11 protein-coding genes are annotated in these 17,886 nt (G+C 68.5%); 10 read left to right on the top strand and 1 reads right to left on the bottom strand.

Features of this window, described 5'->3' with window-relative positions:
• The first annotated feature begins 45 nt into the window (after nucleotides 1–45).
• The 3 genes from LQD00_RS14775 (at nucleotide 46) to LQD00_RS14765 (ending at nucleotide 3,866) form a co-directional block, all read left to right on the top strand.
• Nucleotides 46–843, top strand: coding sequence for a N5-glutamine methyltransferase family protein (locus tag LQD00_RS14775; RefSeq protein ID WP_232717998.1), 798 nt, complete (start codon nucleotides 46–48; stop codon nucleotides 841–843).
• 174 nt (nucleotides 844–1,017) lie between these two features.
• On the top strand, nucleotides 1,018–2,982 hold the full coding sequence (locus LQD00_RS14770; protein ID WP_232717938.1) for an oxidoreductase: 1,965 nt from the start codon (nucleotides 1,018–1,020) through the stop codon (nucleotides 2,980–2,982).
• A 29-nt stretch (nucleotides 2,983–3,011) separates the two neighbouring features.
• Nucleotides 3,012–3,866: a VOC family protein gene (locus LQD00_RS14765; protein ID WP_232717937.1), complete on the top strand. Its 855-nt coding sequence runs from the start codon at nucleotides 3,012–3,014 to the stop codon at nucleotides 3,864–3,866.
• 19 nt (nucleotides 3,867–3,885) lie between these two features.
• Here LQD00_RS14765 and LQD00_RS14760 read toward each other — a convergent pair whose 3' ends face one another.
• A complete protein-coding gene (locus LQD00_RS14760; protein ID WP_232717936.1) occupies nucleotides 3,886–7,449 on the bottom strand; it encodes an indolepyruvate ferredoxin oxidoreductase family protein in 3,564 nt (1,187 codons plus the stop codon).
• Nucleotides 7,450–7,665: 216 nt separating this feature from the next.
• Between LQD00_RS14760 and LQD00_RS14755 the strand changes: the two genes are divergently transcribed.
• From LQD00_RS14755 to LQD00_RS14725, 7 genes are all read left to right on the top strand, one after another.
• Nucleotides 7,666–9,243 (top strand): carboxyl transferase domain-containing protein, encoded by a 1,578-nt coding sequence (locus LQD00_RS14755; RefSeq protein WP_308195977.1) that lies wholly within the window; start codon nucleotides 7,666–7,668, stop codon nucleotides 9,241–9,243.
• A 56-nt stretch (nucleotides 9,244–9,299) separates the two neighbouring features.
• Nucleotides 9,300–11,357 carry an acetyl/propionyl/methylcrotonyl-CoA carboxylase subunit alpha gene (locus LQD00_RS14750; protein WP_232717935.1) on the top strand — a complete coding sequence of 686 codons (2,058 nt, stop codon included), beginning with the start codon at nucleotides 9,300–9,302 and terminating at the stop codon, nucleotides 11,355–11,357.
• Nucleotides 11,358–11,456: 99 nt separating this feature from the next.
• On the top strand, nucleotides 11,457–12,602 hold the full coding sequence (locus LQD00_RS14745; RefSeq protein WP_232717934.1) for an acyl-CoA dehydrogenase family protein: 1,146 nt from the start codon (nucleotides 11,457–11,459) through the stop codon (nucleotides 12,600–12,602).
• On the top strand, nucleotides 12,599–13,099 hold the full coding sequence (locus tag LQD00_RS14740) for a MaoC family dehydratase (protein ID WP_232717933.1): 501 nt from the start codon (nucleotides 12,599–12,601) through the stop codon (nucleotides 13,097–13,099). Before LQD00_RS14745 ends, LQD00_RS14740 begins: the two co-directional genes overlap by 4 nt.
• Before the next feature lie 5 nt (nucleotides 13,100–13,104).
• Nucleotides 13,105–14,022, top strand: a complete 918-nt coding sequence (locus tag LQD00_RS14735) for an HpcH/HpaI aldolase/citrate lyase family protein (RefSeq protein WP_232717932.1) — start codon at nucleotides 13,105–13,107, stop codon at nucleotides 14,020–14,022.
• A gap of 70 nt (nucleotides 14,023–14,092) precedes the next feature.
• The gene (locus LQD00_RS14730) at nucleotides 14,093–15,748 is read left to right on the top strand and encodes an AMP-binding protein (protein WP_232717931.1); all 1,656 of its coding nucleotides are present in this window, start codon (nucleotides 14,093–14,095) and stop codon (nucleotides 15,746–15,748) included.
• Nucleotides 15,745–17,712: an acetoacetate--CoA ligase gene (locus LQD00_RS14725; protein ID WP_232717930.1), complete on the top strand. Its 1,968-nt coding sequence runs from the start codon at nucleotides 15,745–15,747 to the stop codon at nucleotides 17,710–17,712. Before LQD00_RS14730 ends, LQD00_RS14725 begins: the two co-directional genes overlap by 4 nt.
• The last annotated feature ends 174 nt before the right edge of the window (nucleotides 17,713–17,886 follow it).

Here is a 17,886-nt window from a genome sequence, read left to right as displayed (position 1 = left end):
TGTACGGTCTCAAGAAGGATGACGCCGCAATCTCCTGACGTACACATGCAGCCGGCCGGGCTTCTCGACGACCCGCTGGCGGGTGCGCTTCGTCGTGCGGGCTGTGTGTTCGCCGAGGACGAGGCCGAGTTGTTGCGTCGCCACGCCACCGGCCCCGACGAACTCGACGATCTCTGCGCGCGCCGGATGGCGGGTGAACCACTCGAGCACCTCCTGGGGTGGGTCCAGTTCGGAGACCTTCGGCTCAGTGTCGGGTCGGGGGTGTTCGTGCCGCGGCAGCGGTCCCTGCTGCTGGCGCGGGAAGCCGTCGAGGCCGCCGAGAGGCGGCGCGAAGCCGTTGTCCTCGAAGCGTTCTGCGGGGTGGCACCGATCGCCTCCGCAGTCGCCGCAACCGTCGACGATGCGCGGGTACACGCCGCGGACATCGCCGCCGACGTACTCGTCCACGCGCGGCGAAACCTGCCCGTCGACGCGCAGGTTCATCACGGCATCGGTTTCGAGGCCGTGCCTGGGACTCTCCGTGGCCGAGTGGATGTGATCGCGGCCGTCCCGCCGTACGTCCCCGATCACGCCTTCGATCTGCTCGCCCCGGAAGCCCGCGACCACGAGCCCCGGCGTGCTCTGACCGGGGGAGTGGACGGTCTCGATCACGTCGACACGCTGATCGCGGGCGCCCAGACGTGGCTGTCCGGCGACGGGGTACTGCTGATCGAGATGAACGTCGGGCAGTTCGACGCAGTGGCTGCCCGCGACGAGCGCAGAGGGGCCCTCGACCTCGACGCCGTGGCCGGCGACGACGGTCAGACCGTGGTCGCCAGGCTGCGCCGGACCGGAGCGTCGTAGCGCGAGCCTGCTCTTTGTTTCCCGTTCGTAAACGATTCTCGCGGTTCTCTTGCGCACCCCCGGCGACCTCGTGCAGACTCGATGTACACAAAAGTGTATCCACTTTGCACGTGGGGTGGACCCGGATCTGCGGGAGCCGTCCCGCGCCCTGACGCACAGCACCTGGAGACGACTTTGGCAACGACCGCCACCCACTACCCGCACCTGTTCACTCCTGGTCGGATCGGTGAGCTGGAGGTCGAGAACCGAATCCTCAAGTCGCCCCAGAGCACGGCGACCGCGAACGCGGACGGAACCGTCTCGGCGCGCACCGTCGAGCACTACAAGCGACTCGGTCAGGGCGGTATCGGCCTGGTCATGATGGAGTACAGCTTCATCGACTCCGATGCGAGCAAGGCGATCCACAACCAGCTCGGCAACGCCCACCGTGAGCACACCCCTGGCCTGGGCTGGGTCGTCGACGAGGTGCACGCCACCGGCGCACGGATCGGACTGCAGATCGCCCACGGCGGCCGACAGAAGTTCCTCGGCACCGCGCCCATCAAATCTGCCACCGACTCGTCGTGGTCGGATGTGGAGGGGCAGTACGGTGTGGTGCCGACCCCGATGACCGTCGACGAGATCGATGCGGTGGTCTCCGCGTTCGGCGACGCCGCCGCACGCGCCCACGCCGCGCGCTTCGACATCGTCGAGGTGCATGCCGGCCACGGCTACCTGATCACCAATTTCCTGTCGCCGCACACCAACTGGCGCGAGGATGAGTACGGCGGGAGTTTCGACAACCGGGCACGGTTGTTGTTGCGGATCGTCGACGACATCCGGGCCAAGGTCCCGAGTGAGTTCCCGCTGAGCATCCGGCTGTCGGTCACGGACTACGAGCCGGACGGTATCCCCATCGAGGAGACCGTCGAGCTGTGCCGTCGTCTCGAGGAGCACGGCGTCGACGTGCTGCATTGTTCGGGCGGACACCACGCCGGGATGGAGTGGGAAGTCAGTCCCTGGTATCAGGTGCGCACTCCTCACCGGTGGGGTTGGGAGAAGATCAAGGCCGCGGTGTCGATCCCGGTGATCGCGTCGGGGTCGATCGTCTCGCCCGACACCGCCGAGGAGATCCTCGCGTCCGGATCGGCCGACTTCGTCTCGCTCGGACGACCGATGCTCGCCGACCCCGATTGGGCGCGCAAGGCGAAACTCGGTCGTGCCCTGGAGATCACGCCGTGCATCCGGTGCAACGACGGCTGCCTCCACCGCGGGTTGAACAAGGGACGAAGTGTCGGCTGCAGCGTGAATCCGAGTGTCGCCGAAGAAGGTCGATTCCCCGTGACCGCGGCCGAGACGAGCAAGGTGGTCGCCGTGATCGGCGGCGGCCCGGCCGGACTCCACGCGGCCGCGGTACTGCACGACCGAGGCCACGGCGTGACGCTCTACGAACCCGGTGAACTGGGCGGTCTGCTCAATCACGCACAGGGATCGACGGTCAAGCAGGATCTCGCGGCGCTGGCCCGGCACCTGGTCCACGAGGTGACGCGGCGCGACATCCCGATCGTCGCCCGGGCGGCGGACGCGCAGACGATCACCTCCGGTCACTTCGACGCCGCGGTGGTGGCCACGGGTGCCCCGGCGGAGTCACCTCGATTCCCCATCGCGGGCACTGTCCCGGTCATCACGGCCGCACAGATCCGCTCAGCGGATGCCCCGCGTGGCCGTGTGGTCGTCGTGGGCGGGGGACTGCAGGGCTGCGAGGCCGCGCTTCGGATCTCCGAGTCCGCCGCTGCGGCAGGCGATCCCACCACGGTGACCATTCTGGAGACCAACGACGGTCTGCTCGCCGGGGACGAGGTCTTCACCGACGTCGAGCGGCTTCCCCTGTTCCTCGACGCCGCCGGGGTGTCCGTCAGGTGCGGTCACACCGTCGTCGGGATCGACGACGAGGGTCTGCACGTCGAGACGACTGCCGGTGCCGAGACCATTCCGGCCGACACCGTCGTCCTCGCGCTGGGCCGGCAGCGCCCGGACTCCGACCTCGCCGACGAGCTCGAGGCAGCGGGGATCGAGGTCCGCGTGATCGGCTCGGCACGCCAACCGGGGCGCGTGTTCGACGCCATGCACACGGCGTTCTTCGCAGCCCGGTCATTGTGAAATCTGTCAGCACCACGAGAGGGAAGAAAATGAAGATCCACGGGATCAGCTGGGTCGGATCGCGGACGTCGAACTACCAGGCGATGCGCGACTTCGCCGCCGACGCACTCGGTTTGAAAGTCGAACGCGAGCAGGAGAACGCGGTCGTGTTCGGGCTCCCGGACGGTTCGGCGCTCGAGGTGTTCAAGCCGACCGACAGCGACCATTCCTTCTTCGATCACCCCGTCGCCGGCCTGATCGTCGACGACGTGCGTGAGGCGCGCGCCGAGCTCGAGGCCAAGGGCGTCGAGTTCATCGGCGAGGTCCACGACGGGGTCGAGGACTCGTGGGGCACCGCATGGTCGCACCTGCGCGCACCCGACGGCCACATCTACGTCCTGATCAGCCGGCCCGCGCTCACCGAGCGCAGCGAGCCCGTCGTGACCAAGCGACGCTTCGACGAGCTCCGGGTCTGCCTCAAGGTCAAGAACATCGACGAGGCGGTGCGGGTGTACCGCGACGGCCTCGGTATGGAGATCGTCGACGACTGGACGCACCCGGCCGGTCAGCGCGGCGTCCTCTTCGGCGTCGTTCCCGCCGCGGTGGAGCTGTTCGACGAAGCGCAGTGGGAGCTCGTCGACGACGCCGAGCTCGGGCGCCAGGTGTCGGGCGATCACACGCTGCGCGTCGAGGTGCGGGACGTCGACGAGATCGAGTCCCTCGCCAAGGTGCTCGCCGACGTCGGTGTGTCCCGCGACGGTGAGGTCACCCAGACCCCGTGGGAGCAGAACTGCCTCCGGATGAGCACCTCGGAGGGCGAGCAGCTCACCCTCTTCACCCTGCCTGCCGAAGAGCGCGTCGTCCGCGAAGAAGCACGTTCCGTCCTGTCGGTGCGCCCGGTCTGACCGCAGCGGGCGTTCTTCCTCAGATCCCGAGTGACCCGCGCAGACGGCTGACCTCTGCCCGATACTTCTCGACATTGCGCATCTTCACGCTCTCGTAGCCGCGCACCATGTCGGGGAGGCCGGCGAGTTCGACCAGCGCAGGCATCTCGGCGTCGCCGACACGTCCGCGTTGCACCGCGGCCAGCAGCGAGTCGACGGTGTCCCGGTACTCGACGATCAGCGCGCGTTCGGTGCGACGGATCTCGTTGCGACCGAACGGGTCGAGTGGCGTCCCGCGCAGTCTCTTCATCTTCGCGAGCGCGCTCATCGGACGGTTCGCCCACGCACCGAGGGTCATCTTCTCCCGCATGCCCATCTGGCGCAGCGTCGGCGGATGCAACCGGATCGCGACCTCGGCGTCCTCGCCGAACTCATCGGCGACCCTCGCCGCGAAGCCGGCGTCCTGGGTCAGACGGGCGACCTCGTACTCGTCCTTGTAGGCCATCAACTTGTACAGGTTGCGCGCGACCGCATCGGTCAACGCGTCGTTGTCCGCGCCGCGGTGCACCCGTTCGACGACGTCGAAAAACTCACGCGCATAACGCTCGTCGGCGTAGGCGATCAGTTCGTCGTAGCGGATGGCTACGGTCTGTGTCAGCTCGTGGTCGAAACCGCTCGCACGCGCCACGCTCATCGCGTGATCGGACGGCTCCGGTTCCGTGGTCGCGGCGCCGTGCAGCGCGGCGATGGTCGCGGACACGGCTTCGGCGTCGGCCACCGCCTGACGTCCGCGTCGGAAGGCCTGCACGTTGGCGTCGACCGCCACGCCGTTCAGTTCGATCGCCCGCTCGATCGACGAGGCCGAGATGGCCAGCGCACCCGCCTGATACGCCGCACCGACCATCAGCATGTTGGCGAACTGTTCGTCACCGAAGAGTGCCGTCGACAGTGCTCCCGAGTCGAGGTAGAGGCCGCGGGTCACCTTGGCGTCGATGGCCGAGTGGATCGCGGTCTCCGCCGGGAAGCCCACCGAGGTGTCGATGACCATGAGCCCGGTGGGCACCTGCGTCGTGGACACCACGGCGACGGTCTTCTCCGGTGCCGCAACCTTCAGGTTGACCGGGTCGGTGCCGACCAGGGGGTCGCAGACGAGGTAGAGGTCGCAATCGTCGGAGGCGACCTTGGCGGCCTGCTCGACGTCGTGCGGCGCGACCTTGATGTCGCTGACGACGGCACCGCCCTTCTGTGCCAGCCCCGTCATGTCGACGGTCCGGGCGGCATGGCCGTCGAGGACGGCCGCCGTCGCCAGCACCTGCGACACGGTCACCACACCGGTGCCGCCGATGCCGGTCACCCGCAGCGAGAACGTGTCCCGCACGGCGGGCAGCGCCGGTTCCGGCAACAGTGCGTCGGGGATGTCGGTGGCACGAGCCCTCGCCCGCTTCGTGCCCGGGGTGACGGTGACGAACGACGGGCAGTCGCCCTTCAGGCACGAGTAGTCGAGGTTGCACGAACTCTGGTCGATCTGTGTCTTGCGTCCGAACTCGGTCTGCACCGGGTGCACGGACAGACAGTTCGACTTCTCGCCGCAGTCGCCGCAGCCCTCACAGATGCGTTCGTTGATCATCACGCGTGTGGTGGGGGTGGGCATGGTGCCGCGCTTGCGCTTCCGGCGCTTCTCCGCGGCGCAGTGCTGATCATGGACGAGAACGGTCACCCCGGGGACCCCGGCGAGTTCGGTCTGCACCTCGAGCAGATCGTCGCGGTGGCGGACCTCCACCTTCTTCGGCAGGCCCAGCGCGCGAGTACGTTTCGGGTCGTCGGAGGTCACGACGATCTTGCTGACGCCCTCGTCGATCAGGAGGGAGGTCAACCGCGGCAGGTCCATCTCACCGACCGGGTCCTGGCCGCCGGTCATGGCGACGGTGCCGTTGTAGAGCAGCTTGTAGGTGATGTTCTCGCCGGAGGCGACCGCGGCCCGTAGCGCCAGCGAACCCGAGTGCATGAACGTGCCGTCACCGACGTTCTGCACGAAATGCCGGGCGGAGACGAACGGCGCCATGCCGATCCACTGCGCGCCCTCGCCACCCATCTGCGTCACCCCGGCGACGTCGCCGACCTGGCGCGGGTCCATGAGGAGAACCATCGCGTGACAACCGATCCCGGCGCCGACGAGGGTGTCCTCGGAGACCTTGGTCGAGCTGTTGTGCGGGCATCCGGAACAGAAATACGGCGTGCGCACGGCGAGTGGGAGCTCGATGCGGGTTCGACGCCGCGACCTCTTGTCGATCCACGCCTGCGCGGCGTCGACGTGATGGCGTGCGAGGCGATCTGCGAGACCGCGGGTGACGGCGTCGACGTCGAGTTCGCCGAAGCGGGAGAACAGGGTCGACCCGTCCTCGTGGACCTTGCCGACGATCCGCGGTGCGCGCGGGTGCCGGAAGAGGATGTCGCGCATCATCGTCTCGATGAAGTCGCGCTTCTCCTCGATGACGATGACCTCGTCGAGGTCTCCGCGCGCGGTGCCGAACATGAAGCGGTCGAGGATGTCCCGCTCGATCGGGTAGACCATCCCGAGTTTGAGGATGCGGATGCCCAGGCGGCGCAGGTCGTCGTCGCCGATGTTCAGCAGGCGCAACGCCTCTCGGAGATCGAGGTAGGTCTTGCCGGCGGCGACGATGCCGATCCGGTCGTCGGGGGTCGACACCACGATCTTGTTGATCCCGTTGAGCCGCGCGTACTCCAGCGCACGGGGGATGCGGGTGGTGAGCTGATTCTGTTCGAGCTCCATCAGATTGGCGCCCAGCAGTCGGCCGCTCGGAACGTGGGGGCTGCGTCCGAGGTCACCGTAGGTGGGGATGATCCGGTCGGGATCGACGTGGGCGGTCGACGCGCCGTCGGCGACATGCGCCGAGATCTTCAGCGACGTCCACAGCCCGCTGACGCGGCTCATGACCGCCGCGTGTACGCCGAGGTCGAGGATGTCCTGCGAGTCGGCGGGGTAGAGGATCGGGATGTAGAGGTCGGCGAGGGCCATCTCCGACGCGCACGGCACCGTCGAGGACTTGGCGCCGGGGTCGTCGCCGACCAGCGCGACGGCGCCACCGGACGGATGCGTGCCGACGAGGTTGGCGTGGCGGATCGCATCGGTGGCGCGGTCGAGGCCGGGGGCCTTGCCGTACCAGTAACCGACGACGCCGTCACGGGGCGTGCCGTCAACGGTGGGAGCGAGGTCGGCGACCTGTGCGGCCACCTGCGAGCCCATCACCGAGGTCGCGGCGATCTCCTCGTTCAGGCCGGGCCGGTGGGTGATGTCGTAGGGCGCGAGCAGCGTGCGGCGGCGGGCGAGTTCGAGGTCGTAGCCGGCGAGGGGAGAGCCCTCGTAGCCGGAGATGAACGAGGCGGTGTTCAGGTTCTGGCGGCGGTCGACGCGGGCGCGGTCGCGGACCATGCGGACCAGGGCCTGGATGCCGGAGAGGTAGATGGTGCCCGACTCGCGGGCGTAGCGATCGTCGAGCGAGAAACCGTCCGTATGGGGCTCTGACGTGCGTGTTCTGGTGGTCGGCACCTGCTGGAAGCGTGCGCGGTCGTCTGCGAGGGTCATGGGGTTACCTGGCCTTCTATGTGCGGTGGTCTTCTCCGGTCGTGCCGGGGATCGACGCATCGGTTGTGTAGAGCCCGGGGGTGGTGGGCCTGACACCACATTACGAGATGACGTGACGCGCGTCACGCGGACGGGGTGCGAGTTGTGGGCGTGACACCCGCCACTCGATGGCGTACCATTCCGCTCAGTTAATCCCAACTAACTGAAGGGTCGACGGTGACCAGCACGCTCGACGGCTTCCGGGCCACGCACCAGCAGAATCTCGACCTGCTCCACCAGCGCCTGACGACGGTCGCCGCCGGCGGCGGGGCCAAGGCGCGTGAGCGTCATGTCGCGCGCGGCAAGCTGCTGCCGCGTGACCGCGTCGACGGCCTCCTGGATGTCGGCTCGCCGTTCATCGAGGTCGCCCCGCTCGCCGCGTTCGGGATGTACGACGACAAGGCGCCGGCCGCCGGTGTCATCGCCGGCGTCGGCCGCGTGGCCGGCCGGGAATGCATGATCGTCGCCAACGACGCCACGGTCTCCGGCGGCACCTACTACCCGGTCACGGTGAAGAAGCACCTGCGCGCGCAGGAGATCGCGGCCGCCAACCGGTTGCCCTGCATCTACCTCGTCGACTCCGGTGGCGCGATGCTGCTGCAGCAGGACGAGGTCTTCCCGGACCGCGACCACTTCGGCCGCATCTTCTTCAACCAGGCGAACATGAGCGCCGCGGGCATCCCGCAGATCGCCGCCGTCCTCGGTTCCTCGACCGCCGGCGGCGCCTACGTTCCGGCCATGAGCGACGAGACGGTCATCGTCCGCAACCAGGGCACCATCTTCCTGGCCGGCCCACCCCTGGTGAAAGCCGCGACCGGCGAGGACGTCTCGGCCGAGGACCTCGGCGGCGGCGCGATGCACTCCTCGGTCTCCGGTGTCACCGACCACCTCGTCGACAACGACCAGCAGGCACTCGCCAAGGTCCGTGAGATCGTCGCCACGCTCGGCCCGCGTGAGGCGCCGCAGTGGGAGACCATCCCCTCACGGGAGCCGCTCCGTCCGCAGACCGACATCTACGACGTGGTGCCCACCGACTCTCGGACCCCGTACGACGTGCGCGAGGTCATCGAGATCATGTGCGATGCCGGCGAATACACCGAGTTCAAGGCCAACTACGGCACGACGCTGGTCACCGCCTTCGCACACATTCACGGCCACCCGGTCGGGATCATCGCCAACAACGGGGTTCTCTTCAGCGAATCCGCCCTCAAGGGAGCGCATTTCATCGAGCTCTGCGACCAGCGTCGGATCCCGTTGATCTTCCTGCAGAACATCACCGGGTTCATGGTCGGCAAGGCCTACGAGCAGGGCGGCATCGCGAAGAACGGCGCCAAGATGGTCAACGCGGTGGCCTGTGCGCGGGTCCCGAAGTTCACCGTCATGGTCGGCGGCTCGTTCGGTGCGGGCAACTACTCGATGTGCGGCCGGGCCTACTCGCCGCGGTTCCTGTGGATGTGGCCCAACGCCCGCATCTCGGTGATGGGTGGCCCGCAGGCCGCCGACACACTGGGCACGGTGCGCCGCAACCAGATCGAGCGCTCCGGGGACACCTGGGCGGCAGAGGACGAAGAGGCCTTCAAGGCGCCCATCCGCGAACAGTTCGAGCGGCAGTCCGACGCCTACTACTCGACCGCGCGCCTCTGGGACGACGGCATCGTCGACCCCGCCCAGACCCGCACGTTGCTCGGGCTCGCCCTCGAGACGGCGCGGTACGCGCCGCTGGCCGACCCGCGCTACGGCGTATTCCGGATGTGAGAGCGGAGGCCGACATGCACACCCCGAGTTCACCCACGACCGACAGAGGACCGACCGTGAGCACCAGACCCATTCGCAGCGTCCTGGTGGCGAACCGTGGTGAGATCGCCTGCCGGGTGATCGACACGCTGCGCCGCCTGGGCATCCGCAGCATCGCCGTCTACTCCGACGCCGACGCGCAGGCCCGGCACGTCCGCGAGGCCGACGTCGCGGTCCGGATCGGACCGGCAGCGGCCGCCCAGAGCTACCTCGACATCGACGCCGTGGTCGACGCGGCCCGCAAGACCGGCGCCGACGCCGTCCACCCCGGCTACGGATTCCTCTCGGAGAACCAGAAATTCGCCGCCGCGCTGGCGGAAGCGGGCATCGTCTTCATCGGTCCGCCGGCCGAGGCCATCGCGACGATGGGCGACAAGATCACCGCCCGCGCCGCGGTCACCGCGCGCGACGTTCCGGTGGTGCCGGGCCTCTCGCGCCCCGGCCTCACCGACGAGGATCTGATCGCGGCCGCCCCCGACATCGGTTTCCCGGTCCTCATCAAGCCGAGCGCCGGTGGCGGCGGCAAGGGTATGCACCGCGTCGCCGACCCGGCCGAACTGCCTGCCGCACTCGAACGCGCACGACGCGAGGCCGGCGCCGCGTTCGGCGACGACGCCCTGTTCCTCGAGCACTTCGTCGACACCCCGCGCCACATCGAGGTGCAGGTCCTCGCCGACACCCACGGCAACGTCATCCATCTCGGTGAACGTGAGTGCTCCCTGCAGCGCCGCCACCAGAAGGTCATCGAGGAGGCGCCGTCGGCGCTGCTCGACGCCGACACCCGTGCCCGGATCGGCGCGGCGGCCTGCGACGCCGCCCGCAGCGTCGGCTACACCGGTGCGGGCACCGTCGAGTTCATCGTCTCGGCCCACAAGCCCGACGAGTTCTTCTTCATGGAGATGAACACCCGGCTGCAGGTCGAGCACCCGGTCACCGAACTGGTCACCGGAATCGACCTGGTGGAGCAGCAGATCCGCGTGGCCCGCGGCGAGGTCCTCGGCTTCGCCCAGGACGACATCACGCTCACCGGGCACGCCATCGAGGCCCGCGTGTACGCCGAGGATCCCGCCCGCGGCTTCCTCCCCACGGGTGGCACCATCGAGCACCTCGTCCACCCGGACACGGCGTCGGGCAGCGGCATCCGCGTCGACTCCGCCATGCTCGAGGGCCTGCGTGTCGGCAGCGACTACGACCCGATGCTCGCCAAGATCATCGCGCACGGCAGCGACCGCGAGGAGGCCCTCGAACGCCTCGATCAGGCTTTGGCGCACACCCGCGTCCTCGGTGTCGTCACCAACATCGACTTCTGCCGCTTCGTGCTCCGACAGCAGGCCGTCGTCGACGCCGAACTCGACACCGAACTGCTCGACCGTCTGGTCGCCGATTACGCGGTGCCGCAGCCCTCCCCGGAGGCGCAGGTCCTCGTCGGTCTCGCCCGCATCGGGACCCGGGACCGTGGTGACGTCTGGTCGTCGGCGGTCGGCTGGCGCGTCGGCGAATCCGCCCCGGTGATCACCAGGCTCGTGAGCGGCGGATACCACTCCGCGGTGTCGATCCGAGTCGAACACGCTGATGCGCAGTCGATCTCGGGCAGTGCGACCGTGGTCACCGAGGGTGCCGACGGGGCCGAGGGCGAGTCGTGGACCGCCGATGTCGTCTACCTCCCCGCACAGTCGGGTGACGGCCGCGAATCCGACCGGCTCATCGTCGACGGGATCAGCCAGTCCTGGTCGTCGACGCTGATCGGCGAATCCTGGTGGGTGTCGGGGCCGTCCGGCGCCTGGGTCCTCGATCTCGCCCGTCCGCTGCTCGACGAGGCCGCCGACGATCGGGCCGGCGAGATCGCCAGCCCGATGCCCGGCACCGTGGTCGCCGTCGGAGCCGCATCGGGCGACGAGGTGAGCAGCGGCGCGGCGGTCGTGGTCGTCGAGGCGATGAAGATGGAACACGCGCTGACCGCACCCGTCGACGGAACCGTCGACATCACGGTGAAGGTGGGTGACAAGGTGGATGCCGGACAGATCCTCGCCGTGGTCACCCCCGCGGAGAGCCGGGAGTCCGTTCCCGCTCCCTGACCACTCGCTCCCTGAGGTGCGAGGAGCAGCAAGCGACGAGCCACGAAGGGCTCGGAACAGAACAGATCGAACCGAACGACAAGAGTGAACAGGACTCTCATGGAACTCACGCAGGAGTACACCGACCTCATCGAGACGGTGCGCGACTTCGCGCAGACCGTGGTGGCGCCGGTGGCCGCGAAACACGATGCCGACCACACCTTCCCGTACGAGGTCATCGCCCAGATGGGCAAGATGGGGCTCTTCGGGCTGCCGTTCCCCGAGGAGTACGGCGGCATGGGCGGCGACTACTTCGCGCTGGCCCTCGCACTCGAGGAGCTCGGCAAGATCGACCAGTCGGTCGCCATCACCCTCGAGGCCGGCGTGAGCCTGGGTGCGATGCCGATCTACCGGTTCGGCACCGAGGAGCAGAAGCAGCAGTACCTGCCCGACCTCACCGCCGGTACCGCGCTCGCCGGTTTCGGCCTGACCGAGCCGGGTGCCGGCTCCGACGCCGGGGCCACCGCGACCACCGCCCGCGACGACGGTGACTCGTGGATCATCAACGGCGGCAAGCAGTTCATCACCAACTCGGGCACCGACATCACCTCGCTGGTCACCGTCACCGCGGTCACCGGGGTCAAGGAGAACGGCAAGAAGGAGATCTCGACGATCATCGTGCCGTCGGGAACCCCCGGCTTCACCGCCGAACCGGCCTACAACAAGGTCGGGTGGAACGCCTCGGACACCCACCCGCTCACGCTCACCGATGTGCGCGTGCCCAAGGAGAACCTGCTCGGCGAACGCGGCCGCGGCTACGCCAACTTCCTGTCGATCCTCGACGAGGGCCGCATCGCGATCGCGGCGCTCGCGACCGGTGCGGCGCAGGGCTGCGTCGACGAGAGCGTCAAGTACGCCAAGGAGCGCCAGTCGTTCGGCAAGCCGATCGGCGAGTACCAGTCGGTGTCCTTCGCCATCGCGCGGATGGAGTCCCGGGCCCACGTCGCGCGCACCGCGTACTACGACGCGGCGGCGAAGATGCTGGCGGGCAAGCCCTTCAAGAAGGAGGCGTCGATCGCCAAGTTGGTCGCCAGCGAGGCGGCCATGGACAACGCGCGCGTCGCCACCCAGATCCACGGCGGCTACGGGTTCATGAACGAGTACCCAGTCGCCCGTCACTACCGAGACTCGAAGATCCTCGAGATCGGCGAGGGCACCACAGAGGTGCAGCTCATGCTCATCGCCCGGGAGCTGGGTTTCGCATGAGCGACAACGACCAGACACCCGTGAACCGGGTCGTCCAGCGCGGCCTGTGGTTCGAGGAGTTCACCGAGGACACCCTCTACGAGCACCGACCCGGACGCACCGTGACCGAGGCCGACAACGTGTTGTTCACGACGCTCACCATGAACACCCAGGCGCTGCACCTCGACGCCGCGTGGTCGGCGCAGCAGCCCGGTTTCGGGGGTCAGCGCCTGATCAACTCCATGTTCACGCTGTCGACGATCGTGGGCCTCTCGGTCAGCCAGCTGACACAGGGCACACTGGTGGCCAACCTCGGTTTCTCCGAGGTTGCGTTCCCCGCGCCGCTGTTCGCCGGTGACACCCTCTACGCCGAGACACTGTGCACCGGTAAACGCGAATCCCGGTCGAGGCCGGGGGAGGGCGTGGTGAACTTGACCCACATCGGACGCAATCAGCACGGCGAGGTCGTCGCGCGAGCGGCGCGGGCCACGTTGGTGCGCAAGAAACCTACGGAGTGACGACGATGTTCTTCGACGGACCCGCCGACAATTCGCTCGTGAGCGGATCGAGCCTGGGCGATTCCCAGTTGTCCAACGCCTGGCTGCCCGCCGGGCCCGCACTGCTGTTCTGCCCCGCAGACCGGCCCGAGCGCTACCAGAAGGCCCTCGATCGAGCCGACGTCGTGATCCTCGACCTCGAGGACGCGGTCTCGCCGGAGAACCGCGCCGCGGCGCGGGAAGCGTTGATCGCCAACCCGATCGACCCGGACCGCACCATCGTGCGGATCAACCCGGCCGGTACCGGCGACTACCGGCGTGACCTGGCCGCGGTCTCCGAGACGAACTACCGGGTCGTCATGCAGGCCAAGTCGGAGGACGTGGCGTCGATCCTGGACACCGCGTTCCAGACGATCGCGCTGATCGAGACGCCGCTGGGTGCCACCCGCGCCAACGACATCGCCGCCACGTCGAACTGCATCGGCCTCATGTGGGGCGCCGAGGATCTGGTCGCCGGACTCGGCGGGACGTCGAGCCGGTTCGGGCCCGACGAACCGCGGCCCGGCGAATACCGTGACGTCGCCGCGTGGGTCCGGTCGATGGTCCGCATCGCGGCTGCGGCACACGGCAAGTTCGCCGTGGACTCGGTGCACCTCGACATCGACGACGTCGACGGCCTCGTCGCCGAGGTACGCGATGCGGTGGCCCTCGGTTACACCGCGACCGCCTGCATCCACCCGTCGCAGGTCGAGCACATCCGCGCCGGCTACCAGCCCTCCGAGGAGGCGATCGCGTGGGCGCACAAGGTCATCGACGGCTCCGCCGAACACGGCGGCGGGGTCTTCAGCCTCGACGGTCAGATGATCGACGGGCCGGTGCTCCGGCAGGCGGAGGTCGTGCTGTCCCGCGTGACCGAACGGCCCGACGCCGACGCCGACGCCTGATCCCGCTGCGCCGAACCGCCTTCCGACACCCCTCGTTTCCCCGACACCACCGAGAGACCGGAGCCCGCTCATGAGCAACGACGCTCACGCCCAGAACCTCGCACACACCCACGGGCCGCAGAATCCTGCTCTGCTGACGGACACCATCGGCACGACCCTGGCGCGGACCGTCGAGAAGTACGCCGACCACGTCGCGCTCATCGACGCCGCCATCGGAAGACAGTGGACCTACGCCGAATTCCACCGCGACGTACGGGCACTGGCAGCGGGCCTGCTGCGGCTGGGCGTGGCCAAGGGGGATCGGGTCGGACTGTGGGCGCCCAACCGCTTCGAGTGGGTGCTCGTCCAGTACGCCACCGCCGAGATCGGCGCGATCCTGGTCAACCTCAACCCCGCTTACCGGCAGAACGAGGTCGAGTACGCCCTCAAGCAGTCCGGCACGAGCGTCGTCCTCGCGGCCGAACGGTTCAAGGACTCCGGCTATGAGTCGATGCTGGCGGAGGCGCGTCCGCACTGCCCGGATCTGCGGGAGGTGGTGACATTCGAGTCCGCGGCCTGGACCGAGCTGACCGCGGCCCCCTCCGACGAGGAACTGGCGCGGGTCGCCGAGATCGCGGCGTCGCTGTCCGCCGACGATCCGATCAACATCCAGTACACCTCGGGTACAACGGGTTTCCCCAAGGGGGCGACGCTGTCGCATCGCAACATCGGCAACAACGGCTACCTCGTCGGTGAGCTTCTCGATTACACCGCCGACGACCGCATCTGCCTGCCGGTGCCGTTCTACCACTGCTTCGGCATGGTGATGGGCAATCTCGCCGCCACCAGTCACGGTGCGGCCATGGTGATCCCGGGTCCCGCCTTCGATCCGAAGGCCACGCTCGACGCGGTCGCCGAACATCGCTGCACCAGTCTCTACGGCGTGCCGACGATGTTCATCGCCGAACTCGCACTGCTCGATGCCGCTCCGGAGGGTTACGCTCCCGACCTGTCCTCGCTGCGCACCGGCATCATGGCCGGCTCGCCGTGCCCCGAACAGGTGATGCGTCAGGTGGTCGATCGGATGCACATGAGCGAGGTCTCCATCTGCTATGGCATGACCGAGACGTCGCCGGTGTCCACCCAGACCAGGGTCGACGACCCGCTCGAACTCCGGGTCACCACCGTGGGCCAGGTCGGCCCGCATCTCGAGATCAAGATCGTCGCTCCCGGCACGGGGGAGACGCTCGGCCGCAACGAGACCGGCGAGCTGTGCACGCGCGGTTACTCGGTGATGACCGGCTACTGGAACGATCCGGAGAAGACCGCCGAGGCCATCGATTCCGAGGGGTGGATGCACACCGGCGACCTCGCCGAGATGGACGACGCCGGCTACGTCCGCATCACCGGCCGGATCAAGGACATGGTGATCCGGGGCGGCGAGAACATCTACCCGCGCGAGATCGAGGAATTCCTCTACACCCATCCCGACATCCTCGATGCCCAGGTCATCGGCGTCCCCGACGAGAAGTACGGCGAAGAACTCATGGCGTGGATCCGCCTCCGCGACCACGCCACCGATCTCACGGCCGAGGACGTGCGAGCCTTCGCCGACGGCAAGATCGCGCGGCACAAGATCCCCCGATACGTCCACGTGGTCAAGGAATTCCCGATGACCGTCACCGGCAAGGTCCGCAAGGTCGCGATGCGCGAAGAGGCCACGCACATCCTGGAGGAACTGCGATGACCGGTGCCGCGATCGAGCGGTTCAGCCGGCACGTGGAGAACCGGTTCGGCGTGGACGCCGCGGATTACGACCGGTTGTGGTCCTGGTCGGTGGAGCAGCCGGCACAGTTCTGGCGAGCCCTGTGGGAGTTCTTCGACCTCGACGCCCTGGCCGGCGAACCCCTCGCCGAGGGTGACGCAGCCGTTCTCGCCGATCCGAGCATGCCCGGCGCCCAGTGGTTCCCGGGTGTCCGGCTGAACTACGTGAGCCAGATCCTGCGCCACGCCGACCTTCCGGGCGCCGCTATCGTCGGACTCGACGAGGCCGGGGAACGGACCGAGATCGCCTGGTCGGAACTCCCCGATCTGGTCGCTTCCCTGGCCGCGACGCTGCGGGCACAGGGGATCGGAACCGGCGATGTCGTCGCGGCCTACCTGCCCGACATCCCCGAGGCGGTCGTCGCCTTCCTCGCCACCGCCAGCCTCGGTGCCATCTGGTCGGGTTGCGGCCAGGACTATGCGCCGCAGGGCGCCGCGAGCCGGCTCGGGCAGCTCCGGCCGAAGATCCTGTTCAGCGCCGCGGGATACCGGTACGGCGGCAAGGACATCGACAAGCGTTCGGACAGTGCCGAACTCGCGAGCCTGCTGCCGGACCTCGTCGCGCACATCACGATCGGCGGCGACGCGGGCAACCCGACGGGGGACAGCACGACGCGGATCGACTACGCCGACGCGCTCACCGCGGAGGCCGGCGACGCGGAACCGGTGCTCGTGGACTTCGACCATCCCCTCTGGGTGTTGTTCAGCTCGGGTACGACCGGCCGCCCGAAGGGCATCGTGCACGGGCACGGCGGCGTCGTCGTCGAGCACCTCAAAGCCGGTGCGCTCCACGGTGACCTGTCGTCGGACGACGTCTTCTTCTGGCAGACCGCGCTCAGCTGGATGATGTGGAACTACCAGGTCGCCGGACTCCTCTGCGGCGCGCGGATCGTCTGCTACAGCGGTTCGCCGCTCTATCCGGATGCCGACCAGCTCTGGCAGATCGTCGCCGACGAGAAGGTCACCTACTTCGGCACCTCGCCCGGGCAGCTCCAGGCCTCGCGCAAGGCCGGGCTGGAACCGGGCCGCGACCACGACCTGTCGGCGCTCCGGGCCCTGGGCAGCACCGGTTCCTCGCTCGCCGCCGACCTCTTCGCCTGGGTCGACGACCACGTGAAGCGGGGGTTGCCGATCTCGTCGATCAGCGGCGGCACCGACATCGTGTCGGCCTTCGCCGGCGGATCGGTCGGGGTGCCGGTGGTACCCGGCGAGTTGTCGGTGCGCTATCTCGGTGTAGCGCTGGAGAGTTGGGCGCCGGACGGTACGCCGCTCGTCGGCGAGGTCGGAGAGCTGGTCGTCACCGCGCCGATGCCGTCGATGCCGGTGCACTTCTGGGACGACCCCGACGGCGCGCGTTACCGCTCCGCCTATTTCGACCACGAATGGGACGGGCCGACCACCCATCCCGACGGGTCGGTCTGGCGGCACGGCGACTGGGTCACCGTGACCGAACGCGGCTCCTTGGTCATCCACGGCCGCAGCGATGCGACGTTGAACAGGCACGGAATCCGCATGGGATCGGCCGACATCTACGAGGTCGTGGAGTCGCTCGACGAGATCGCGGAGGCCTTCGTCCTCGGCGTGGACGGACCCGACGGCGCCTACTGGATGCCGCTGTTCGTCACCCTCGTCCCCGGTGCCGTACTCGACGACGCCCTCACCGCGCGGATCGCCGCCGCGGTCCGCGACCGACTGTCGAAACGCCATGTGCCCGATGAGGTCATCGAGGCCCCGGGCATCCCGCACACGCGCACCGGGAAGAAACTCGAGGTTCCGGTCACGGCGATTCTGGCCGGCCGGTCGGAGGTCAACATCGATCCCAAGTCGGTCGACGACTACTCGCTCGTCGACTGGTACGCCGAACAGGGCCGGGCTCATCGCTGGTGACGGCTGTGCACGACCGCGGCCCGACATCGTCGGACATCGGTAGCGTGGGCGGTGTCGTCGACGGCAGACGTCGAAAGGTCCATATGACCCGCCGGTCACATGTACTACCGTGGGCCGGGTGTTGTGCCCGTCGGGGCGGTGACGGCCGATGCCGTCACCACCGGCGCGCGACCT

Origin of the sequence: Gordonia metallireducens, assembly GCF_021245825.1 — a bacterium.
Lineage (GTDB): Bacteria > Actinomycetota > Actinomycetes > Mycobacteriales > Mycobacteriaceae > Gordonia > Gordonia namibiensis.
The sequence above is the reverse complement of the archived record's forward strand: the minus strand, read 5'-3'. Positions and strand labels throughout refer to the sequence as shown.